This is a genomic window from Clostridiales bacterium (genome assembly GCA_015243575.1).
Lineage (GTDB): Bacteria > Bacillota > Clostridia > Peptostreptococcales > Anaerovoracaceae > Anoxybacterium > Anoxybacterium hadale.
The window spans coordinates 4,581,046-4,602,984 of record CP042469.1; the positions used below are offsets into that span (position 1 = coordinate 4,581,046).

A 21,939-nucleotide genomic window follows, 5' to 3' on the forward strand; every position below is an offset into this window, starting at 1 on the left:
GAAGTAAAATGGCAAAAGTAACTATGCTGAACATGGCCGGAGCAGAAGCCGGTACCATCGAATTAAAAGACGAGATCTTTGGAATCGAAATAAATCAGTACGCTGTACATGAAGTTGTCAAGAACTATCTTGCAAATCAGAGACAGGGAACCCAGTCAGCCAAGACAAGAGCTGAAGTCAGAGGCGGCGGAAGGAAACCTTTCAGACAGAAGGGAACTGGACGTCACAGACAGGGAAGCTCAACGGATCCATCTCAGATCGGCGGCGGAATCGTATTCGCGCCAAAGCCGAGAGATTACAGATATACCGTATCCAAGAAATTAAAGAGACTTGCATTAAAGTCCGCTTTATCCTCAAAGGTGGAGGAAAAAGAAATTATCGTACTTGACTCCCTTTCCTTTGCTGAACCAAAGACAAAGGAAATGATCAAAGTACTTGCAAACGTAAAGGCTGCTAAAAAAGCCCTTATCGTAATGGCAGAAAAGGATGAAAACGTAATCAAGTCCGCTGCCAACATCCCCGGAGTTAGAACTGCTCTTGTAGGCACAATGAACGTGTATGAGATCATCAATTATACAAGCTTCATCGTGACGAAAGATGCGATCAACAAGATTGAGGAGGTGTATGCATAATGACAACCGCCTACGACATTATTATTAAGCCAGTTATTTCCGAAAGATCCATGGATGACGCGGCGAATAAAAAATATACCTTCAAGGTTGCTACCAGCGCAAACAAAACTCAGGTGAAGCACGCACTGGAAGAAATCTTCGGAGTAGAAGTAGAAAAAGTAAACATTATGAATGTTCAAGGTAAAGTAAAGAGAATGGGAAAAAACGTGGGAAGAACGGCAGCATCCAAAAAAGCCATCGTAACCCTTACAGCAAAGAGTAAGGAAATCGAATTCTTCCAAGGTCTGTAAGGAGGGACGAAAGATATGGGAATTAAAAAGTATAATCCGACCACTCCTGGATTAAGAGGAATGACGGTTTCAACTTTTGAAGAAATCACAACAAGTACCCCGGAAAAGTCTCTTACGGTTACATTAAAGAAAAACGCGGGAAGAAACGTTCGCGGTAAGATCACCGTAAGACACAGAGGCGGCGGCACAAGAGCTAAATACAGAATCATCGATTTCAAGAGAACGAAAGATGGTATCCCGGGAACGGTATCAACCATCGAATACGATCCAAACAGAAGCGCTAACATCGCACTGATCGTTTATGCTGACGGCGAAAAGAGATATATTATCGCACCGAACAAGCTGAAAGTCGGCGATGTGCTCGTATCAGGAGTTGATGCTGATATCAAGATAGGAAATGCACTTCCAGTGAAGAACATCCCTGTTGGTACCATCATCCACAACATCGAGCTCAAACCTGGAAAAGGCGGACAGATGGTTCGTTCTGCTGGAAACGGCGCTCAGCTCATGGCGAAAGAAGGCAACTACGCATCCGTAAGACTTCCTTCCGGAGAAGTGAGAAGAATCAGAATCGAGTGCAGAGCTACTATCGGCGAAGTTGGAAATCTGGATCACGAAAATATCAAGATCGGTAAAGCCGGAAGAAAAAGACATATGGGTATCAGACCTACTGTCAGAGGTTCCGTAATGAATCCGAACGACCATCCGCACGGTGGTGGAGAAGGAAAGACCGGTATTGGTAGAGTTAGCCCGGTTACTCCTTGGGGTAAGCCTGCTCTTGGATATAAGACAAGAAAGAAGAACAAACCGTCAAATCAATATATCGTAAAGAAACGTAACGAAAAATAGTTGAAGGGAGGAAGCAGAAAAAATGGGAAGATCACTAAAAAAAGGCCCTTTTGTAAATGAAAAGTTGCTCAAGGTCATTGATGGCTTGAACGCAACCAACGAAAAGAAAGTTCTGAAAACATGGTCAAGGCCATCAACTATATTCCCGCAGATGGTGGGACACACAATCGCGGTGCATGACGGAAAAAAGCACGTTCCGGTATATATCACTGAAGACATGGTTGGACACAGACTCGGAGAATTCGCTCCTACCAGAAACTACAGAGGTCATGCCGCAGACAAGTCTTCGAAAGTTAAGAAAAAATAAGTAAAGGAGGATCTTAATCAATGGAAGCAAAAGCAGTTGCAAAATATGTAAGGATGTCTCCTATCAAGCTGAAGCCTGTTACCGATCTGGTAAGAGGAAAGAACTTAGGCGAGGCGCTGACCATATTAAAATTCACACCCGGAAAGGGCGCTGAAATCGTTGAGAAGGTTGTTAAATCAGCTGCAGCAAACGCTGAGAACAATTTCGACATGAACGTTGACAAGCTCTATGTAGCTGAAGTTTATGCCCACCAGGGACCCACAATGAAGAGATGGAGAGCCGGAGCGCAGGGCAGAGCATCCGTTATTCTAAAGAGAAGCAGCCACGTAGGCGTTACTTTAAAGGAAAGATAAAATATTCAGAACAGGAGGTTCGTTGAATGGGTCAGAAAGTAAGTCCACATGGATTGAGAGTGGGCATTATAAAAGACTGGGATTCCAAATGGTATGCAGATAAAAAAGATTTCGCAGATTATCTCGTAGAAGACCATAAGGTCAGAGAATTTGTTAAGAAGAGACTCTATGCAGCCGGAATTTCAAAGATATTAATTGACAGAGCAGCAAACAATCAGGTTAAAATAACCGTTCTCACTGGGAAACCCGGTATGGTTATCGGCAGATCCGGCAATGGAATCGACGAGCTCAAGGCTGAGGTTGAAAAACTTACCGGCAAGAGCACGCTGATCAATATTGTAGAAATCAGAAGAATCGAGCTCGACGCACAGCTGACAGCTGAAAGCATCGCTCAGGCTCTGGAAAAGAGAATTTCCTTCAGAAGAGCTATGAAGCAGGCAATCGGAAGAACCATGAAAGCGAATGCCAAGGGAGTCAAGGTTCTTGTTTCCGGAAGATTAGGCGGCGCCGAAATCGCCAGAAGCGAAAAGTATAGCGAAGGAAATGTTCCGCTCCATACGCTGAGAGCCAATATAGATTATGGATTTGCTGAAGCAAATACAACCTATGGTAAAATTGGAGTTAAAGTCTGGATCAACCACGGCGAAATTCTTGAGAAGGGCCTGAAGAGTCCGATTCCTGAAGATAAGCCGGAAAGAGGCGGAGACAGAAGAAGAAACGATAATAGACCAAGAAGAGATGGTGACAACAGGCCAAGAAGAGATGGTGACAGGCCAAGAAGAGACGATAGAAATGGCCCAAGAGGTGAAAGCAGACCGGAAGAAAAGAGAGCTGTAAACCCAAGAACCAGAACTCCGAAGCCCGCAGCGGCACCTGCTCCCGCTCCACAGGAAGCACAGGCAGAAGCCCCAGTAGCTGAAGCAACAGAATAAGCGATAGAGAAAGGAGGAAGACAGCGATGTTAATGCCAAAAAGAGTGAAACGTCGTAGAGTCCACAGAGGAAGAATGAAGGGCATTGCCACCAAGGGTAACACGATTACTTACGGTGCGTATGGCCTGATTGCACAGGAATGTGGTTGGATCACTTCAAATCAGATAGAGTCTGCTCGTATTGCGATGACCAGATCTATCAAAAGAGGTGGTAAAGTATTTATAAAGATTTTCCCGCACAAGTCAGTAACAAAGAAGCCTGCTGAAGTCCGAATGGGTTCCGGTAAGGGAGCTCCTGAGTACTGGGTAGCAGTAGTAAAACCGGGAAGAGTCATGTTTGAAATCGAGGGCGTGTCGGAGGCTGCTGCTAGAGAAGCTATGCGGCTTGCATCCCACAAGCTTCCCGTAAAGAGCAAGTTTGCCATCAAAGGCCAGGAAATTGCAGAGGGTGGTGAAGCGTAATGAAGATTGAAAAGATGAGAGAAATGACAGAAGTCGAACTGACTGCTGAAGTAAAGAAGCTGAAGAATGAACTCTTTAATCTGAGATTCCAGCACGTAACAGGTCAGCTTGAAAACCCCATTAAAATGAGGGATGTCAAGAAAGAAATCGCACGCGTGAAGACCATAATCAGAGAAAAAGAGCTGAAGAAGGTTCAAGGATAATCGAAAGGAGGATGTAATATGTTGGATATTCAAGATAGAAACAGAAGAAAAACCAAGGTTGGCTTAGTTGTCAGCGATAAGATGGATAAGACAATCGTTGTTGCTGTCGAAGACTTCGTAAGACATTCCCTTTACGGAAAATCTGTAAAGAGAACCAAGAAGTTTAAGGCTCATGATGAAAATAATGAGTGCAACATCGGTGATAAAGTAAGAATTATGGAAACAAGACCTCTTTCCAAGGATAAGAGATGGAGACTTGTAAACGTAATGGAAAAAGTTAAATAGTAAAGGAGGCACCAGTCATGATTCAGCCGGAAAGCAGATTAAGAGTAGCTGACAATTCAGGCGCGAAAGAATTATTGTGTATCCGCATACTGGGGGGAACAAGCCGTCACTATGCGAACATAGGCGATATCATCGTGTGCGCTGTAAAAGAAGCGACTCCGGGCGGAGTTGTCAAAAAGGGCGACGTTGTGAAAGCTGTTGTTGTCAGAACAAAGCATGGCGCCAGAAGAGTTGACGGAAGCTATGTCAAGTTCGACCAGAATGCAGCGGTTATTATAAAGGAAGATAAGAATCCTGTTGGAACTCGTATTTTCGGGCCAGTAGCCAGGGAGCTTAGAGAAAAGAGCTTTATGAAAATCGTGTCATTGGCACCAGAAGTACTTTAGTGGGGAGGTGTACAGATGCATATTAAGAAAGACGATACGGTAATGGTTATTACCGGTAAGGATAAAGGAAAAAAAGGCAAGGTTCTGCGAGCAATGCCGACAGAAGAAAAAGTTATCGTAGAGGGAATTAACATCCAGACAAAGCACCAGAAACAAACGAGAACACTGAAAGCTGAAATTAAGCATCAGGAAGGTCCCATCCATGTTTCAAATGTAATGTTCTATGATAGCAAGGCGAAAGCCCCGACAAGAATCGGATACAAACTTGAGAACGGAAAGAAAAAGAGAGTATCCAAGAAAACAGGTCAGGTAATCGACTAATTAGTTTGAAAGGAGGGAACAATCTTGGCAGCTAGACTAAGAGAAACTTTTAAAAGTGAAACATTTAACGCTTTAATGGAAAAGTTCAAATATAAGAACGTTATGGAAGTGCCGAAGCTCGAGAAGATCACCATTAACATGGGTCTTGGAGATGCAAAGGACAACGCCAAGCTGATGGAGACTGCAGTGGAAGAACTTTCCTTAATCAGCGGTCAGAAACCGGTTGTTACAAAGTCAAAGAAGTCTATTGCAAACTTCAAGTTAAGACAGGGAATGTCTGTCGGAGCTAAGGTTACCTTAAGAGGAGACAGCATGTATGAGTTTGCAGACAAATTCTTCAACATCTCTCTTCCTAGAGTAAGAGACTTCAAAGGAGTGAGCAAGAATTCATTTGATGGCAGAGGAAATTACTCTATGGGAATCAAAGAACAGCTTATTTTCCCTGAAATCAACTTTGACAAGGTAGACAAAATCAAAGGTATGAATATCGTATTCACCACAACGGCAAAGACAGACGAAGAAGCGATGGCTCTTCTCGAGTTCCTGGGAATGCCGTTCGAGAAATAGGAGGGAACAAATGGCAAAGACATCTCTCAAAATAAAACAGGCTAGAAAACCTAAGTTTTCAACGCGCGCATATACAAGATGCAGAATTTGCGGAAGACCGCATTCGGTTTTGAGAAAATTTGGTATATGCCGTATCTGTTTCAGAGAACTGGCTTACAAAGGTGAAATTCCAGGCGTTAAGAAAGCAAGCTGGTAAATGATAGTAAATAGGAAGGAGGTACTTCAAAAATGACCATGACAGATCCTATAGCAGATATGCTAACAAGAATCAGAAATGCCAATACTGTAGGACATGCGACCGTTGAGATTCCTGCGTCCAAGATGAAAAAATCCATCGCGGGAATTCTGACTGCAGAAGGCTACATTAAAGGGTTTGACGTTATAGAGGACGATAAACAGGGCACCATCAAGATTTTCATGAAATACGGTGCAGACAAAGAACGCGTTATTAGTGGTATCAAGAAAATTTCTAAGCCGGGGCTTAAGGTATATGCCAAGAGCGACGAGGTGCCAAAAGTACTGGGAGGACTTGGAATCGCAATTATTTCCACTTCAAATGGAATCATCAGCGACAAGGAAGCCAGAAAACTGGGCGTAGGCGGCGAAGTTATTTGCTATGTTTGGTAGGGAGGAAATAGAAGATGTCAAGAATAGGTAGACTGCCTGTTGCTCTTCCTGCCGGCGTAGAGGTCAAGGTAAGCGACAGCAATGTTGTTACTGTAAAAGGACCGAAAGGCGAACTGCAGGAGCAGATCAGCAAGTTAATAAAAGTAGAGATCAATGAAGGTGTACTCACCGTTACCAGAGATTCCGACGTTAAGGAAGCAAGATCCGCTCACGGACTTTCCAGAACGCTGATCAACAATATGGTAACAGGCGTAACCACCGGATTCGAGAAGAAACTCCAGATGGTAGGCGTTGGTTACAAAGCCGAGAAAAAGGGAAATACCCTTGTAATGAACCTGGGTTACTCACATCCTATCGAAATGGTAGACCCTGATGGAATTCAGACTGAGGTTACAACCCCAACTGAAATCATTATCAGAGGTATCAGCAAGGCACTTGTTGGAAACTATGCGGCAAACGTCAGAAAGTGGAGACAGCCTGAGCCATATAAGGGCAAGGGAATTAAGTACGCTGGCGAAATCATCCGCAGAAAAGAAGGCAAGACCGGCGGTAAGAAGAAATAGGAAGGAGTGAGATAAATGGCAAAAGAGAGTAGAACAGATAGACGTTTGGCCAGACACGCAAGAGTCAGAAAAAACCTGTCCGGAACTCCTGAAAGACCAAGACTTTGTGTTTTTAGAAGCATTAAAAATATCTCCGTTCAGATTATAGATGACGTCAGCGGAACAACGCTGGCTGCTGCATCCACCCTTGACAAGGACATCAAGGCACAGGCTGCATATGGCGGAAACAAGGCAGCTGCAAAGCTGGTTGGAGAAGCTGTGGCAAAGAGAGCACTTGAAAAGGGAATCGATACTGTGGCCTTTGACAGAGGCGGATTCTTATATCACGGAAGAGTAAAAGAGCTGGCTGACGGAGCACGTGAAGCCGGCCTGAAATTCTAACAGGAAGGGAGAAAAGGAATGCGACAGAATATGATAGATGCATCCAAGCTTGACTTAAAGGAATCCATCGTTAACATCAGACGTGTTGCCAAGGTTGTTAAAGGCGGAAGAAACTTCAGATTCAGCGTAACCGTAGTAGTCGGAAACGGCGAAGGCTATGTAGGCGTTGGTCTTGGAAAAGCTCAGGAAATTCCTGAGGCCGTAAGAAAAGCAATCGAAGATGCTAAGAAAAAATTGATCTATGTTCCTACCGTAGGAACGACGATTCCTCACAGATCGCTGGGAATTTTCGGCGCAGGGCAGGTTCTGATCATGCCTGCTGCTCCCGGTACAGGAGTAATCGCAGGAAGCGCAGTACGTACTGTACTGGAACTTGCTGGCATTAAAGACGTAAGAGCAAAATCTATCGGATCAAACAATGCGGGTAATATGGCTTACGCTACCATCGAAGGACTGAAAAGCCTTACGACTGTTGAACAGATCGCAAGACTCAGAGGAAAAACGAAAGAAGAAATACTAGGATAAGGAGGAGACGTAAATGGCAGATAAAATGATTAAAATCACATTAAAGAAAAGTGTCATCGGCGCTTCCCCACTTCAGAGAAAAGTAGTCGAAGCGTTGGGACTCAGAAAGCTGAATCAGACGGTAGAACGTCCTGACACCCCTCAGACACGCGGAGCGGTAGAAAAAGTAAAGCATCTTTTACAAATAGAAGAAGTGTAAGATTGGAGGTGTTGAGAAATGAAACTGCATGAATTAAGAGCTGCAGAAGGGTCCACCAGAAAGCCTAAGAGAAAGGGCAGAGGTACCGCTACCGGACAGGGTAAGACCGCCGGAAGAGGTATGAACGGGCAGAACTCCAGAAGCGGCGGCGGAACCAGACTTGGTTTCGAAGGCGGCCAGATGCCTTTATACAGAAGAATCCCAAAGAGAGGATTCACCAACATCTGGAAAAAGGAATATGTCATTTTGAATGTAGATGACTTAAATATATTCGAAGCAGGCACTGTAGTAACTCCCGAACTTCTTAAGGAGAAGGGATTAGCAAAGCAGGTTGTCGACGGAATTAAGATTCTTGGAGAAGGAAACCTTGAAAAGAATGTAACCGTACAGGCTCACAAGTTTAGTAAAACTGCTATAGAGAAGATCGAACAAGCCGGAGGAAAGGCAGAGGTGATCTAAGATGAGCATGATAAAAACAATCGCCCAGGCGTGGAAGATCGCGGATATCAGAAAAAAGATCATCTTCACATTGTTAATGCTTTTAGTTTTCAGACTTGGCTCAAACATTCCCGTGCCCGGTATTGACAGAGCTATCCTTAAGGAAGTTTTCAGCGGCAATACAGGATTGTTTGGCCTGTTTGACCTGTTCTCAGGAGGGGCGTTCAGCAATTTCACAATTTTTGCTTTGAGCATCACTCCTTATGTAACGGCCTCTATTATTTTACAGCTTCTTACCATCGCGGTGCCCAGCCTGGAGGCTCTAGCAAAGGAAGGAACTGAAGGAAAAAAGAAGATCGCTCAATATACGAGATATCTCACCGTCGTTTTGGCGTTTGTTCAGGCCATCGGACTTTCCGTGGGACTGTTCCGCCAGGCGGTTGTCAGCAAAGACCTTTTCTCTATCACCGTTATTGTTTTGACGCTATCCGCTGGTACCGCATTCCTGATGTGGCTCGGTGAGCAGATCAACGAAAACGGCATTGGAAACGGCATATCCCTGATCATTATGGCAGGTATTGTATCCCGTATTCCAACCGCATTCCATCAGGGATGGGTACAGTTTAAGGCTGGAGAATTGGGCGTTGTAACAATCATCCTGTTTGTTGTCTTTGCACTGATCGTAATTGTTGGAATCATTCTCATCCAGCAGGGACAGAGAAGAATTCCAGTACAGTATGCAAAGCGTGTTGTTGGAAGAAAAATGTACGGAGGACAGAGCACCCACATTCCGATGAAGGTGAATCAAGCCGGCGTAATTCCGGTTATTTTCTCTCTGTCACTACTGCAGTTCCCTCTGACGGTAACCTACTTCCTGCCAAGCGGTGGTAATTTCACCGCCTTTGTACAGAAGTGGTTTTCGCTGCAGGGAAATCCGGGCGTATGGATTTATGGTTTGCTTAATGTTATACTAATCATGTTCTTTACCTATTTCTATACAGCGGTTACTTTTAATCCTATGGAAGTAGCGAATAATATGAAAGCCAACGGGGGATTTATCCCCGGAATCAGACCCGGTAGATCTACAGTTGAATATTTAAATAAAGTAATGACCAGAATCACATTTGTTGGGGCTGTTTTCCTTGCTTTCATTGCGACGCTGCCGACCCTGATCAGCCACCTGACACCAATGAACGTTAGCTTTGGCGGAACGTCACTGCTCATCGTAGTCGGTGTCGCACTTGACACAATGAAACAGCTAGAATCGCAAATGGTTATGAGAAATTACCAAGGGTTCCTCAAATAGCAGCTGAAATCTGCATTGCAGATTTCCTGTTATGAGGATTTGCATGGAGGATCTTGAGAATGAGACTTATACTACTCGGCCCCCCAGGTGCCGGTAAGGGTACTCAAGCAGCCAGGATATGTCAGGAATATAAAATCCCTCACATTTCAACCGGTGACATATTCAGACGTCACATCAAAGAGGGCACAGAATTAGGCATTAAGGCGCAAGAATACATGAACAAAGGTGAACTCGTTCCTGATAATCTAGTTTTAGAGATTGCGGAAGCACGCCTGATAGAGGAAGACTGCAAGAACGGCTTTCTACTGGATGGTTTTCCAAGGACAGTAAACCAGGCGGAACAGCTGGATAAATTTTTAGATGAAAGAAACCTTTCCATAGATAAGGTGCTCGATATCGATATCGACAAGGAAGTACTGATGATGAGACTAATTGGAAGAAGAGTTTGCAGAAATTGCGGAGCCAGTTATCATGTCATCAATATGCCCCCTGAGAAGGAAGGAATCTGTGATGTTTGCGGAGGAGCTCTCTATCAGAGATCTGACGACACTGCGGCAACGGTTGAAAATCGCATCGAAGTCTATACCGCATTGACAGAACCCCTTGTGGCCTATTATGAAACGTTAGGCAACATCGCATATGTCGACGGTAGCAAAGGACTTGACGAGGTTTTTGATGGCATTGTGAGTGCAATAGGAGATCAGAAATGATTATCATCAAATCACAACAGGAAATTGATATCATGAGAGAGTCCGGAAAGGTCACCGCATTTATTCTATCGGAACTTGCAAATATGGTTCGCCCAGGAATGTCCACGAAAGAAATCGACGAATTTGTCGAGAGTACTATTTTGAAGCACGGGATGATCCCCAGCTTTAAAGGGTATAATGGGTATCCGGCGAGTGCCTGTGTATCAGTAAACGAGGAAGTGGTTCATGGCATCCCTTCAGAAAAGAAACTTTTGAAGGAAGGTGACATTGTCAGTGTTGACGTGGGCAGCACCTATAAAGGTTATGTCAGTGACGCGGCTAGAACCTATCCGGTAGGAACAATCAGCCCGGAGGCACAAAAGCTGATTACTGTTACAGAACAAAGTTTTTTCGAAGGACTGAAGTTTTGTAAAGTGGGATATCGGCTTTCCGATATTTCCGCGGCGATTCAAAGAAAAGCGGAAGCGGAAGGATTTTCTGTCATTCGGGATTTTGTAGGACACGGAGTTGGCAGGGCGATGCATGAAGAACCCCAGATTCCCAACTATGGAAAACCGGGCAGAGGTCCGCGGCTGGCTGCCGGCATGGTGTTCGCAATTGAACCCATGATCAATCAGGGAGACTACGAGGTCGAGGTCCTTCAAAACAACTGGACAGTAGTCACCGTTGATGGGAAACTTTCCGCTCATTATGAAAATACTGTTGTTATCACTGATGGTGAGCCAGAGCTTTTAACGCTTGCGTAAACCATATTAAGTGTTGCGCAGGTGATTTTTCAAAAGACGAGAAACAGCGATTGAGTACGCAGTGCACGTATAACATACGTAAGCGAGTACGAGAGAGCCAGTGACAATGTATTTTGAAAAATTAACAAGCAAAGAGAGGTGTAATATATGGCAAAAAAAGATGTCATAGAGGTATTTGGTACCGTGTTGGAAGCTCAGCCAAATGCAATGTTTATTGTCAAGCTGGAAAATGGGTACGAAGTACTGGCGCACATTTCAGGAAAAATAAGAATGAACTTCATCAGAATTCTGCCGGGTGATCGCGTTAAGGTTGAATTATCACCTTACGATCTCACCAGAGGCAGAATTACATGGAGAGATAAATAAGGCTCGTGAAATGTTTTTCCTGCAAATGCCGAAGCTGAGAACAATCGGTTCAAGGATGAAACATATCACTTGCCGAGTTAAGATAAACTAATTAAGGACTGAACGCACAATCAAGGAGGAAGAAAAAATGAAAGTTAGAGCTTCCGTTAAGCCGATCTGCGAAAAGTGCAAAATTATTAAGAGAAATGGGAAGGTCATGATTATTTGTGAAAATCCCAAGCACAAGCAGACACAAGGCTAAAGAAGAAATGTTTTCTCGAGAACCGCACTGTAATAAGTATTTCCTCAAAACCACCTGATATTTTGATGCTTTGCATCAAAATCAGGAATGGTTTTACGGTTTCCGAAGAAAACTGCGCAAAGATAGAGTCAATATAGGGGCAGGGTAGTGTTAGTCAGAAAAAAATTGATGTTCCCAGCAACTAGTTGATGAAATTCGATTGCAATTGTGGTAAAATTAAAATATTGTGATCAATCGAGAAATTACCCAAAATTTAGGAAATTTCTCGAAATCTATGTGTAATTATTTCGCTTTTTTGGGCAACAATCAATTAGACGCAATCTCAGCGAGCTATAATTGTTTGCGGATTTGAGTATTTGGCAGATTGCTATCATTTCGTATAGCTAGTCTATTAAAGTTTGCCTTCTCAAATAGTAAGGCGGTAACAAAGCATAAGGAACAACCCTTGGGGGAGCGGCTGTGTTTTATTATCGTGAGATAAGAAAACTACCTCAAATGGTATTCCAGATAAATAATTCTAAAATCAGCAAACAAATTTTCACAAGAGAAAATTCAGTATGCAAGTAAGGAGGATAACTTATGGCTCGTATATCGGGTGTCGACTTACCAAGAGATAAAAGAGTAGAGATTGGACTAACGTATATTTACGGAATAGGCAGACCTACTTCCTTAGAGATACTCGCAAAAGCTGGAATCAACCCAGACACAAGAATTAAGGATCTGTCTGAGGACGAAGCTGGTACCATCAGAAAGATCATTGACACAGAATATGTTGTAGAAGGAGATCTTCGCAGAGAAATCTCCCTGAATATTAAACGACTCATGGAAATCGGCTGTTACAGAGGAATTCGTCATAGAAGAGGATTGCCTGTAAGAGGTCAGAAAACCAAGACAAACGCAAGAACCAGAAAAGGTCCGAAGAAGACTGTAGGAAGAAAGAAGAAGAAGTAAGGAGGTAACGGAAAATGGCTAAAACTGTAAAGAAAACAGTTAGAAAAAAGAGAAGAGAACGAAAGAACATTGAACGTGGTCAGGCTCATATCCAATCCACCTTTAACAATACTCTGGTAACTCTTACAGACCTCAGCGGAAATGCTTTATCCTGGTCAAGCGCTGGATCACTTGGCTTCAAGGGCTCAAGAAAATCCACTCCTTTTGCTGCTCAGATGGCAGCTGAAGAAGCGGCTAAGGGTGCTATGGAGCACGGTCTTAAGATGGTAGAGGTTTATGTAAAGGGACCTGGTTCCGGTCGTGAAGCTGCTATCAGAGCATTGCAGGCAGCGGGACTTGAAATCAATCTTATTAAAGATATCACCCCGATTCCGCACAACGGATGCAGACCACCAAAGAGAAGAAGAGTTTAATTAAAGGGAGGTGTAATTAAAAATGGCAAGATATACGGATGCTTCGTGCAGATTATGCAGAAGAGAAGGCCAGAAGCTGTTCCTGAAGGGCGAAAGATGTTACAGCCCCAAATGCGCTGTTGAAAAAAGAAATTACGCGCCCGGACAGCATGGACAGAGCAGAAAGAAAATCTCTGAGTACGGCGTACAGCTGAGAGAAAAACAAAAGGCAAAGAGATTCTACGGAGTTCTTGAGACACAGTTCAGAAATTACTTCGATAAGGCTGCTAAGAAAAAGGGAATTACAGGTGAAAACCTGCTTATTATGTTAGAAACTAGATTAGACAACGCTGTGTTCAGAATGGGATTTGCTTCCTCCAGAAAAGAAGCAAGACAGCTCGTTCGACATGGACATTTTACTGTAAACGGACATAAAGAAAATATTCCGTCATTTGCAGTAAAAGCCGGTGATTCTATAAAAGTGAAGGAAAAAAGCGCATCTTCTCCAAAGTTCAAGGAGATAAAGGATATGTCAATCAGTGTACCTTCATGGATTACTGTTGATGTAGAAAAACTTGAGGGTAAGGTTGTTACTCTGCCGAGAAGAGAAGATATCGATACTCCTATCGCAGAACACCTCATCGTTGAGTTGTACTCAAAGTAAGATAGCCTGACAGCTTAACTGCGATTGAGTAAATAAAGGAGGGTTTTGAGTGATAGAAATCGAAAAACCAACAATTGAATGCTTTTATTCTGACGAAAACGAAAATTACGGCAAATTTGTCGTAGAACCGCTTGAAAGAGGCTATGGAACAACTCTGGGCAACAGCCTGAGAAGAATCCTTCTCTCGTCTCTGCCTGGCGCTGCCGTTACTTCAGTCAAAATCGACGGGATACTTCATGAGTTTTCCACAATACCGGGAGTCAAAGAAGATGTTACGGAAATTATCCTGAATCTTAAAAAACTTGCGGTCCGTATCAACGGAGAAAATTCAAAGAGAGTTATCATCAATGCAGTAGGACCGAAAACGGTAACAGCCGGCGACATCATTGCCGACAGCGACCTGGAGATCTTTAATCCCGATCTGCACATTGCGACTCTCGAAGAGAATGCTACCCTTGTAATGGAAATCAACATCGCAAGAGGAAGAGGCTATGTCCCAGCAGATCAGAATAAAACCGAATCCATGCCGATCGCTGTGATACCGGTTGACTCCATCTATACTCCTGTTCGTAAAGTGAATTTCACTGTTGAAAACACGAGAGTAGGACAGGTCACCGACTATGACAAGCTCATTCTGGAAATCTGGACCGACGGAAGCATTACGCCGGAAGAAGGTGTCTCCATAGGCGCTAAGATCATGCAGGAGCATTTGAAACTGTTCATTGATCTGACCGATAGTATGGAGTCCATGGAAATCATGGTTGAAAAGGAAGAAGACCAGAAGGAAAAGGCGCTTGAAATGACCATCGAAGAACTGGAACTCTCCGTACGCTCATTCAACTGCCTGAAGCGTGCAGCTATCAACACGGTGGAGGAGCTTACTCATAGAACGGAAGATGATATGATGAAGGTCCGAAACCTTGGCAAAAAATCACTGGATGAAGTAAAGCATAAACTGGAAGAATTGGGCCTCGGTCTTAAACCGAGCGACGACTAGGAGCACTTGTTCACATTTACAATGCCTTGTTAGAAATTGAACCCATTCGGTTGTTGAATTATACAACGAGGTATGGTGGATAAAGCGCGCAGAATCTTAGCAAAGGAGGAATAACAATGCCAGGTTACAGAAAATTAGGCAGACCAACTGCACACAGAAAAGCAATGCTTAGAAATATTGTGACGGATCTTTTTAGAGAAGGCCGTATCACTACAACTGACTGCAGAGCGAAGGAAGCAAGAAGAGCAGCTGAAAAGATGATCACCCTTGCAAAGCGCGGCGACTTACATGCAAAGAGACAGGTACTTTCTTACGTTTATGACGAAGATGTAGTGAAAAAGCTCTTTGATGAAATCGCTCCAAAGTATGCAGAAAGACATGGTGGATATACCAGAATCCTCAAGTTGGGACCTCGTCAGGGGGACAACGCAGAAGTGGTATTCCTGGAGCTTGTATAAATAAAATCAATAAATTATGAGACTGTGTGACCTGGTTGCACAGTCTTTTTTATTATGATAAATCCTAATTGGAGATTTTCTATCAATAGAAAATGTAGGAATTGATAGAATTTTGGATAGATTGATACATTTCCCTTATAGAGTTGAATTTAAGCCTTTAATGGGTTATAATAAAGTGCATCAGGCAGGGGTGCGTTTCGTTTGGAGGTCGAATAAAAATGAAAAAAGGGGCAGCTGGCATTTTGATCAGTTTATTGATCATAGGGACATTCTCAGGATGTCGACAAAACCAAGAGAAGATATTGGGTGATTTCTTGACCATGCTTGAGGAGCCTGCTTCAGAAGTGACGATTAACGCTGCTGACGCATATCTGAAACAGTATTTGCCCAAAGTCGATGATGAATATGCTGATGATATGGTGATTCGTCTTGAACAATATATCGAAGGTACAAATCCTGAGGGGGTTAACTATACTGAATGGCTCTCTCAATACGAGAAGTTTATTACGCCTTCCCTAAGCGAATTATATCAGCTGAAAGAACAAGAACAGCTGAACCCAATGGTTGTAGATACAGTACTTAAAATTAGCTGGGAAGAGTTGCTTCAGAGAACTTACGATTTGGATGCATTTATTCAAGAGAACAAGACCTATAAAGAGATCAGGGAAGACCTAAGCTGGATGTATTCCAATTACGTGATTACTCTAGTGATGGGAACCAACGGAACACCTATTTTTGATTATAAGACCCATGCGTTTTCAGAGTCTGCAAAATTGGCATATTTGTCATATATGCGCAAATATCCGAAAGCTGCGACAACTTGGGCACTTTCTGAGTATTTTACATATCTGGAGAGTATAAATTTTACACTGGATTATAATGATAAAGCAGCAAGTAAACAATTTTTCGATGCCTGTGATTGGCTGGTGTCGGAATCAGGAAAGAGAGTTTTTCAAGTAGATGAACGAAATGATCAAGATTGATGATCTGGTATATCAATATAGGAGAGAGGATCAGCTGGAACCGGTATATGCTGTCAACCATGTCAGCATTGATGTGAAGCGAGGAAGCTTTACCGCAATCATCGGGAAAAATGGATCCGGTAAATCCACACTGGCGAAAAATATCAATGCCTTGCTGCTTCCGAGTGGTGGGGCTATTTATGTAAAGGGCTACAATACGACAGATGAATCCAAGTTGTGGGAGATCCGCCAGGCCGCAGGAATGGTTTTTCAAAATCCCGATAACCAGCTGGTTTCAACAATCGTTGAAGATGATGTGGCGTTCGGCCCGGAGAATCTGGGAATAGAACCTGGGGAAATAAGACGTCGGGTTGATGATTCCCTGTATGCCGTCAATATGTATGAGGAACGGAAAAAAGCACCGCACCTGCTTTCCGGAGGACAGAAACAGCGGATTGCGATTGCCGGTGTGATTGCAATGCGTCCAGAATGTATCATTCTGGATGAACCTACCGCAATGCTTGACCCCCATGGCCGTGCAGAGGTTATGGAGATTATTGAAAAGCTCAATCGGGAAGGGATTACCATTCTTCTCATCACACATTTTATGGATGAAGCAGCAAGAGCTGATCGCGTGATTATTATGGAACAGGGGCGGGTTATCTTGGATGGAACTCCGGAAGAAGTGTACGGCCATGCAGAAGAAATTAAGCAGCTTGGTCTTGATGTTCCCTTTGCAGTAGATGTGGCGCACCGCCTTAGAAAACGGGGAATTGAGATTCCTGGAAGCATCATCGGATCAGACGATTTGGCAGACTATATCGCAGAAAGAGCTGTAATACCCTTCAAAGGGATGAAAGAGCATCCAAGGCCGAACGGTGAAAATACTGCTGCTGCAACGGATGGAAAGCCTGTGATTGAAGTAAAGAATCTTACTCATATTTATAGTGAGGGCATGCCATATGAGTCTGCCGCAATAAAGGATATCAGCTTCCGAATAGAACGGGGATCTTTCGTTGGTATCATTGGGCATACCGGTTCGGGCAAATCGACTTTGATACAGCATCTGAACGGCCTTCTGAAACCCAAGTCCGGAAGCATTGTGATCAATGATATTGATATAACGGCGAGGGACATCACCATGAGAGAGATCAGACGGAAGATTGGACTGGTTTTTCAGTATCCGGAATATCAGCTCTTTGAGGAAACCGTTCACAAGGATGTTGCCTTTGGTCCGCTGAACCTAGGACTGACTCAGGAAGAGGCAGATAAGCGGGTTGTTGAAGCAATAGGACTGGTGGGATTGAACTACGAGGAGATCGCTCAGCGATCACCATTTGAATTGTCTGGAGGTCAAAAGAGAAGAGTGGCGATTGCGGGAGTCATTGCGATGAAGCCCCAAATCCTGATCTTGGACGAGCCAACTGCAGGCTTGGACCCAAAAGCTCATGCTGATATTCTAAAAATGATTGAAACGATTCACACTGCAGAAAATATCAGTATTCTTCTTGTATCTCATAATATGGGAGATATCGCTCGTCTTGCTGATAAGGTTCTCGTCTTAGATCGAGGAAGGCTTGCTCTCATGGGAACTCCGACTGAGGTGTTTGCCAATGCGGATCGGCTGGAAACCCTCGGGCTGGGATTGCCGCCGGCAGCGGAGCTGATGAAGGCGCTTAGAGAAAGAGGCATAGAGGTTTCGCATGATATCCTAACAATTGAAGCAGCAGAAGAAGAACTGCATTTGCTCATGCAAAACAGAAAATAATTATTTGATTGGATGATTCATATATGATACGTGATATCACTTTAGGACAGTATTATCCGGGAGATTCCTGGATACACCGGTTGGATGCCAGAATTAAGATCATATGGACGTTTGTCTATATAATATCGCTGTTTGTAATCCGCGATTTTTGGGGCTATATTCCTGTACTTCTTACGCTGGCGCTGATTATTGGAGTATCCGCTGTTCCGCTTAAGTTTATTTTGAAAGGCTTAAAACCCATCTTCCTGATCATTGTATTTACCTTTACTATTAATATGTTTATGACCAAGGGGACTCCGCTTTTGACGCTGGGCTTTCTTACTATTACAAGAGAAGGCCTTTATAACGCACTATTTATGGGAAGCCGTCTTGTGCTGTTGATCATCGGTTCTTCGCTGCTGACCCTTGCCACGAAACCGATCAATTTGACCGACGGGATTGAAAAGCTATTGAGCCCTGCTCAGAAAATAGGTGTTCCAGCACATGAACTCGCTATGATGATGACTATTGCGCTCCGGTTTATCCCGACACTTCTCGAAGAGACTGATAAAATCATGAAGGCGCAGATGGCCAGAGGCGCGGATTTTGAAAGCGGGAATTTGATCAATCGAGCCAAAAGCCTGATTCCGCTGCTTGTACCGCTATTTATCAGTGCATTTAGAATTGCACAGGATCTTGCTATGGCGATGGAAGCACGGTGCTATCGCGGAGGCAGTCATAGGACGAGAATGAACGGTATGAAATTAAAAAAGAAGGATGCGGCTGCCAGTGTACTTATTGCTCTTTACCTTGTGCTTATCATCGCACAGTCACAAGGACTATTCCATTGGCTGATCCGTTTCCTATAAGAGGATTGATATGAAAAGTACAAAATTCATGCTTCAAGCTGCAGTGATAGCTGCTGTTTATGCAACATTAACACTGGTTTTAATGCCGCTTAGCTATGGTGTAATGCAGATCAGAGTATCGGAAGCGCTTACCATACTGCCGTTTTTTACACCTGCGGCGATACCGGGTCTTTTTATTGGCTGCCTAGTCTCCAATATGATCAGTCCATATGGGATTTTGGATATGGTAATTGGAAGCGGTGCCACGCTGATTGCGGCGTTGTTCTCCTACTTGCTGAGGCGCAGACCTTTGTTAGTCCCACTGCCTCCGGTAATCGCCAATGGCGTCCTAATTGGGGGAATGCTCTATTATGCTTATTCCGTCCCGTTTTCGCTGACGGCTTGTATTCTTTGGGTAGCGTTGGGGGAACTGGTTGCATGCTATGCAGTAGGATATCCTTTGCTGAGATACCTAAAAAAATATAAAAAGATATTTGAGCTGCAATAACGCGGCTCAAATTTTCATATACTGTCTTAGGCTATGCCTTTCCGCAGCTTTAGCTGCAATGGGAAAACGGACAGCAGTTTATGAAATCATAGGGGGGAATACCATGCAGAAGAATCTTCGGCTGACCATTCTGGTCTTGTCGTTGCTTTCGGTGTTGCTTTTTGTGCTCATCGTCGGGCCGGAAATCAACGGAACCATTGAAGCGGCAAATGGGAATGGAAATTCACTAAAATCCGAAGGAAAGCAAGGGGATGCAGGTTCTTCGCAGAGCGCAGTCAGCAGCGGTACTCAAGGGGAAGGCGCCGCCGCAGGGGGCAGTGCAGAGTTGCCGCCAAATCATGTAGACAGCTCAAAGGAACCGACGGATTCAGCCATAGACAAGGATGAAGGCCTAAAGGACGTCACCGATGAAATTTTAGAGCCCGATGTCACATTTGAACTGAAATACGATCAATATCCGCTTACCTACCTGTATCTTGCAGTTTTAAATAACGGAGCGAAAATCAGATCCGGCCCAGGCGGGGCAGAACCGGTGATTCGGACTGCCGGGCAGAATGAAAAGTTAAATTACTTAGAGACCATAACCAATGATGGCTTATGGTATCATGTAACTTGGAATGATAAGGATCAGCAGAAGTTTGGTTTTGTCAGTGCGGATGCAGTTACGAAACGGGTATTTCAATTCAACAAGATGGATCTGGCCGTTCAGAAGGCGGAAAAGGCCTTTGCGGCAGGACCGCTGACCTATATTAATAATTATCATAATCTAAAAGGGAATGCACCCAAATATAAGGGCAAGGATCAGGATAACGGCGGAAATCGCAGAAGTCAGAGTGCTCCCGGCTATCCAAATCCAGCCGACCTGAGTGAATTTAGTTATCTGGGTGATGGAACCCTGGTTCGCATCTTGTCTACGGGAAGCGAGTATACAAGAGTCGCACAAGTCAAGGACGAGAAAGTCTTCTTTGTCCCCAACCAGTATGTTGCAATGCCTGCGGCTGTTTACCAAATTGGAAAAGCCATCATTATCGATCGGGAAAACCAAAATGAAGCCGTCTTTGAAAAGATAGGTGACCAATGGAGGGTTATTTCCTATACCCTGGCTACAACGGGAAAAGTTGGCACATATCACCAGCCTACTCCGCTGGGATATTATTATGCGATGGAAAAGAGAGAGCGATTTTACTATTATGAGGATGGAACGACGAAGATCCAAGGATATGCACCGTATGCAGTAAGATTTGCAGGGGGGGCCTATGTTCATGGCGTGCCGGTGAACTACAAATTCGCAAGCGACGGAAGCAGGATTGATCCGGGAAAGATCGAGTATTCAAAGACTCTCGGAACAGTTCCCCTGTCACATAAATGTGTCAGAAATTACACGTCCCATGCAAAATTTCTGTATGATTGGTATACACCTGGGAATACGATCGTGATCGTCATTGAATGACGGAAAATCCCTTTGATCTCAGAATGGGGGGCAATTATGCGTTTGATCAGAGTTTACAAGGGAGAAAGAAGACTGGAATTCTGGAACAACGGAATTCTGGAACAGCCTTTTAAAATTGCGCTTGGCTTTTCGCCAAAGGGGAATAAGCTCCGTGACGGAGATGGAAGAACGCCGGAAGGCAGTTATTATATCTGCACCAAGAATCCAAGGAGCAAGTTTACCTTATTTCTTGGCATCTGTTATCCAAACTTAACCGATGCAGAGCGAGGACTCAATGAGGGACTCATCTCAGAGGAAGAGTTTGACCGAATCAAGACGGCCCTTGAGGCGGGTAAGCGTCCGGACTGGGAGACGGCGCTGGGAGGTAAAATAGGCATCCATGGTATGGGTACCGCGCTGGACTGGACTGCAGGTTGTGTGGCCCTTGCGGATGAGGATATCAGGTGGCTTTGGGATCGGGTAGAGTTGGGTGATGAGGTAGAAATTTACGAATAGATAAAGGAAGAAAAACACAATGAGACAAAGAAAAGTAAAAAACGAAGAAGAAAAACTAGCAGAGCATCAGCTCTTTTTAATTGTTGAACCATACAAACAAAAAGGAAAATGGCAGGAGTTATTCGGGAACGAAAACGATATTTATGCCGAATTTGGCTGTGGTAAGGGACAATTCATTCTCACTCTTGCAGAGCAGAATCCCGACAGAAACTATATTGCCTTTGAGGGCAGCGGAACTATAGTACTCAGAGCGCTGCAGAAGGCTGAACAGCGCGGCCTTAAGAATATCTTCTTCACAAAAGAATATGTGCGAGATGTCAGCGAATATTTTGAAGAGGGGGAACTGGCCGGAATCTATCTGAACTTCAGTGACCCCTGGCCGAAAGACCGACACGCCAAGAGAAGGCTGACTCACGGCAGATACTTGGAAGGATATAAGCAGGTGCTAAAAATGGGAGGCTGTATCGAGTTTAAAACCGATAATGAACAGCTTTATGCCTTTGCGTGCTTGGAATTTGAAAATTGCGGGATGCAGCTTTTAGAGGCAACGGAGGATCTCCATGGTTCTGCGCTGCCAGCAAAGGCTGTGACCACCGAGTATGAGGACAAGTTCCGTACGGAAGGCAAAAAAATAAAATATTGCAGAGTAAAGGCCTAATCTGTCAACCGAATTCTTAAAATATGACTGAATAAACGCTGATTTGCTAGGCGAGCAAAACAGAAGACCGCAGTCCATTAAAAAAACTGCCATGTTTCCATCGGCAGTTTAATATTGATCT

The 21,939-nt window shown here is 44.0% G+C and carries 36 protein-coding genes; all 36 read left to right on the forward strand.

Going from position 1 to position 21,939, the window contains the following annotated elements:
* Positions 1-8 precede the first annotated feature (8 nt).
* The 36 genes from rplD to trmB all read left to right on the forward strand — a co-directional run bounded on the left by rplD (position 9) and on the right by trmB (position 21,818).
* Entirely contained in the window at positions 9-632 is a 624-nt protein-coding gene (rplD, locus tag FRZ06_20080; protein ID QOX65493.1) for a 50S ribosomal protein L4, read from the forward strand.
* The gene (locus tag FRZ06_20085; protein ID QOX65494.1) at positions 632-922 is read left to right on the forward strand and encodes a 50S ribosomal protein L23; all 291 of its coding nucleotides are present in this window, start codon (positions 632-634) and stop codon (positions 920-922) included. Before rplD ends, FRZ06_20085 begins: the two co-directional genes overlap by 1 nt.
* A gap of 15 nt (positions 923-937) precedes the next feature.
* A complete protein-coding gene (gene rplB, locus FRZ06_20090; GenBank protein QOX65495.1) occupies positions 938-1,771 on the forward strand; it encodes a 50S ribosomal protein L2 in 834 nt (277 codons plus the stop codon).
* Between the two features lie 22 nt (positions 1,772-1,793).
* Positions 1,794-2,078 carry a 30S ribosomal protein S19 gene (gene rpsS / locus FRZ06_20095; GenBank protein ID QOX65496.1) on the forward strand — a complete coding sequence of 95 codons (285 nt, stop codon included), beginning with the start codon at positions 1,794-1,796 and terminating at the stop codon, positions 2,076-2,078.
* 20 nt (positions 2,079-2,098) lie between these two features.
* A complete protein-coding gene (locus tag FRZ06_20100) occupies positions 2,099-2,431 on the forward strand; it encodes a 50S ribosomal protein L22 (GenBank protein QOX65497.1) in 333 nt (110 codons plus the stop codon).
* Between the two features lie 26 nt (positions 2,432-2,457).
* Positions 2,458-3,363, forward strand: a complete 906-nt coding sequence (gene rpsC, locus FRZ06_20105) for a 30S ribosomal protein S3 (protein QOX65498.1) — start codon at positions 2,458-2,460, stop codon at positions 3,361-3,363.
* A gap of 26 nt (positions 3,364-3,389) precedes the next feature.
* Positions 3,390-3,824 (forward strand): 50S ribosomal protein L16, encoded by a 435-nt coding sequence (gene rplP, locus FRZ06_20110; protein ID QOX65499.1) that lies wholly within the window; start codon positions 3,390-3,392, stop codon positions 3,822-3,824.
* Positions 3,824-4,027 (forward strand): 50S ribosomal protein L29, encoded by a 204-nt coding sequence (locus FRZ06_20115; protein ID QOX65500.1) that lies wholly within the window; start codon positions 3,824-3,826, stop codon positions 4,025-4,027. Before rplP ends, FRZ06_20115 begins: the two co-directional genes overlap by 1 nt.
* Positions 4,028-4,045: 18 nt before the next feature.
* Entirely contained in the window at positions 4,046-4,312 is a 267-nt protein-coding gene (rpsQ, locus tag FRZ06_20120) for a 30S ribosomal protein S17 (GenBank protein ID QOX65501.1), read from the forward strand.
* Positions 4,313-4,329: 17 nt separating this feature from the next.
* Positions 4,330-4,698 carry a 50S ribosomal protein L14 gene (rplN, locus tag FRZ06_20125; GenBank protein QOX65502.1) on the forward strand — a complete coding sequence of 123 codons (369 nt, stop codon included), beginning with the start codon at positions 4,330-4,332 and terminating at the stop codon, positions 4,696-4,698.
* Between the two features lie 15 nt (positions 4,699-4,713).
* Positions 4,714-5,019 (forward strand): 50S ribosomal protein L24, encoded by a 306-nt coding sequence (locus tag FRZ06_20130; GenBank protein QOX65503.1) that lies wholly within the window; start codon positions 4,714-4,716, stop codon positions 5,017-5,019.
* 21 nt (positions 5,020-5,040) lie between these two features.
* The gene (gene rplE / locus FRZ06_20135; protein ID QOX65504.1) at positions 5,041-5,586 is read left to right on the forward strand and encodes a 50S ribosomal protein L5; all 546 of its coding nucleotides are present in this window, start codon (positions 5,041-5,043) and stop codon (positions 5,584-5,586) included.
* Positions 5,587-5,596: 10 nt separating this feature from the next.
* Positions 5,597-5,782 carry a type Z 30S ribosomal protein S14 gene (locus FRZ06_20140; protein ID QOX65505.1) on the forward strand — a complete coding sequence of 62 codons (186 nt, stop codon included), beginning with the start codon at positions 5,597-5,599 and terminating at the stop codon, positions 5,780-5,782.
* A 32-nt stretch (positions 5,783-5,814) separates the two neighbouring features.
* A complete protein-coding gene (gene rpsH, locus FRZ06_20145; GenBank protein ID QOX65506.1) occupies positions 5,815-6,213 on the forward strand; it encodes a 30S ribosomal protein S8 in 399 nt (132 codons plus the stop codon).
* Positions 6,214-6,227: 14 nt separating this feature from the next.
* Positions 6,228-6,776, forward strand: coding sequence for a 50S ribosomal protein L6 (locus tag FRZ06_20150; GenBank protein ID QOX65507.1), 549 nt, complete (start codon positions 6,228-6,230; stop codon positions 6,774-6,776).
* A gap of 15 nt (positions 6,777-6,791) precedes the next feature.
* A complete protein-coding gene (locus FRZ06_20155; GenBank protein ID QOX65508.1) occupies positions 6,792-7,157 on the forward strand; it encodes a 50S ribosomal protein L18 in 366 nt (121 codons plus the stop codon).
* Between the two features lie 18 nt (positions 7,158-7,175).
* Complete coding sequence (locus FRZ06_20160; protein QOX65509.1) at positions 7,176-7,682, forward strand: 30S ribosomal protein S5; 507 nt, start codon at positions 7,176-7,178, stop codon at positions 7,680-7,682.
* A 13-nt stretch (positions 7,683-7,695) separates the two neighbouring features.
* Entirely contained in the window at positions 7,696-7,881 is a 186-nt protein-coding gene (rpmD, locus tag FRZ06_20165) for a 50S ribosomal protein L30 (GenBank protein QOX65510.1), read from the forward strand.
* 18 nt (positions 7,882-7,899) lie between these two features.
* Positions 7,900-8,340 carry a 50S ribosomal protein L15 gene (locus tag FRZ06_20170; GenBank protein ID QOX65511.1) on the forward strand — a complete coding sequence of 147 codons (441 nt, stop codon included), beginning with the start codon at positions 7,900-7,902 and terminating at the stop codon, positions 8,338-8,340.
* A gap of 7 nt (positions 8,341-8,347) precedes the next feature.
* Positions 8,348-9,625 (forward strand): preprotein translocase subunit SecY, encoded by a 1,278-nt coding sequence (gene secY / locus FRZ06_20175; protein QOX66026.1) that lies wholly within the window; start codon positions 8,348-8,350, stop codon positions 9,623-9,625.
* A gap of 59 nt (positions 9,626-9,684) precedes the next feature.
* Entirely contained in the window at positions 9,685-10,335 is a 651-nt protein-coding gene (locus FRZ06_20180) for an adenylate kinase (protein QOX65512.1), read from the forward strand.
* Positions 10,332-11,081, forward strand: coding sequence for a type I methionyl aminopeptidase (gene map / locus FRZ06_20185; protein ID QOX65513.1), 750 nt, complete (start codon positions 10,332-10,334; stop codon positions 11,079-11,081). The genes FRZ06_20180 and map overlap by 4 nt, the downstream gene beginning before the upstream one ends.
* Positions 11,082-11,228: 147 nt before the next feature.
* Positions 11,229-11,447, forward strand: a complete 219-nt coding sequence (gene infA / locus FRZ06_20190; GenBank protein ID QOX65514.1) for a translation initiation factor IF-1 — start codon at positions 11,229-11,231, stop codon at positions 11,445-11,447.
* A 127-nt stretch (positions 11,448-11,574) separates the two neighbouring features.
* On the forward strand, positions 11,575-11,688 hold the full coding sequence (gene rpmJ, locus FRZ06_20195; GenBank protein ID QOX65515.1) for a 50S ribosomal protein L36: 114 nt from the start codon (positions 11,575-11,577) through the stop codon (positions 11,686-11,688).
* A gap of 579 nt (positions 11,689-12,267) precedes the next feature.
* The gene (rpsM, locus tag FRZ06_20200) at positions 12,268-12,639 is read left to right on the forward strand and encodes a 30S ribosomal protein S13 (GenBank protein ID QOX65516.1); all 372 of its coding nucleotides are present in this window, start codon (positions 12,268-12,270) and stop codon (positions 12,637-12,639) included.
* A gap of 14 nt (positions 12,640-12,653) precedes the next feature.
* Positions 12,654-13,052, forward strand: a complete 399-nt coding sequence (rpsK, locus tag FRZ06_20205) for a 30S ribosomal protein S11 (protein ID QOX65517.1) — start codon at positions 12,654-12,656, stop codon at positions 13,050-13,052.
* Between the two features lie 22 nt (positions 13,053-13,074).
* Positions 13,075-13,695 carry a 30S ribosomal protein S4 gene (gene rpsD / locus FRZ06_20210; GenBank protein ID QOX65518.1) on the forward strand — a complete coding sequence of 207 codons (621 nt, stop codon included), beginning with the start codon at positions 13,075-13,077 and terminating at the stop codon, positions 13,693-13,695.
* Between the two features lie 49 nt (positions 13,696-13,744).
* Positions 13,745-14,692: a DNA-directed RNA polymerase subunit alpha gene (locus FRZ06_20215; protein ID QOX65519.1), complete on the forward strand. Its 948-nt coding sequence runs from the start codon at positions 13,745-13,747 to the stop codon at positions 14,690-14,692.
* Between the two features lie 116 nt (positions 14,693-14,808).
* The gene (locus FRZ06_20220; GenBank protein ID QOX65520.1) at positions 14,809-15,150 is read left to right on the forward strand and encodes a 50S ribosomal protein L17; all 342 of its coding nucleotides are present in this window, start codon (positions 14,809-14,811) and stop codon (positions 15,148-15,150) included.
* A 218-nt stretch (positions 15,151-15,368) separates the two neighbouring features.
* On the forward strand, positions 15,369-16,133 hold the full coding sequence (locus FRZ06_20225; GenBank protein ID QOX65521.1) for a hypothetical protein: 765 nt from the start codon (positions 15,369-15,371) through the stop codon (positions 16,131-16,133).
* Complete coding sequence (locus tag FRZ06_20230; protein ID QOX65522.1) at positions 16,111-17,880, forward strand: energy-coupling factor transporter ATPase; 1,770 nt, start codon at positions 16,111-16,113, stop codon at positions 17,878-17,880. The genes FRZ06_20225 and FRZ06_20230 overlap by 23 nt, the downstream gene beginning before the upstream one ends.
* 23 nt (positions 17,881-17,903) lie before the next feature.
* A complete protein-coding gene (locus FRZ06_20235; protein ID QOX65523.1) occupies positions 17,904-18,728 on the forward strand; it encodes an energy-coupling factor transporter transmembrane protein EcfT in 825 nt (274 codons plus the stop codon).
* Positions 18,729-18,738: 10 nt separating this feature from the next.
* Complete coding sequence (locus FRZ06_20240) at positions 18,739-19,215, forward strand: QueT transporter family protein (GenBank protein QOX65524.1); 477 nt, start codon at positions 18,739-18,741, stop codon at positions 19,213-19,215.
* Positions 19,216-19,273: 58 nt separating this feature from the next.
* The gene (locus FRZ06_20245; protein QOX65525.1) at positions 19,274-20,665 is read left to right on the forward strand and encodes a L,D-transpeptidase family protein; all 1,392 of its coding nucleotides are present in this window, start codon (positions 19,274-19,276) and stop codon (positions 20,663-20,665) included.
* A 36-nt stretch (positions 20,666-20,701) separates the two neighbouring features.
* Positions 20,702-21,160, forward strand: a complete 459-nt coding sequence (locus tag FRZ06_20250) for a L,D-transpeptidase family protein (GenBank protein QOX65526.1) — start codon at positions 20,702-20,704, stop codon at positions 21,158-21,160.
* A gap of 19 nt (positions 21,161-21,179) precedes the next feature.
* Positions 21,180-21,818, forward strand: coding sequence for a tRNA (guanosine(46)-N7)-methyltransferase TrmB (gene trmB / locus FRZ06_20255; protein QOX65527.1), 639 nt, complete (start codon positions 21,180-21,182; stop codon positions 21,816-21,818).
* The last annotated feature ends 121 nt before the right edge of the window (positions 21,819-21,939 follow it).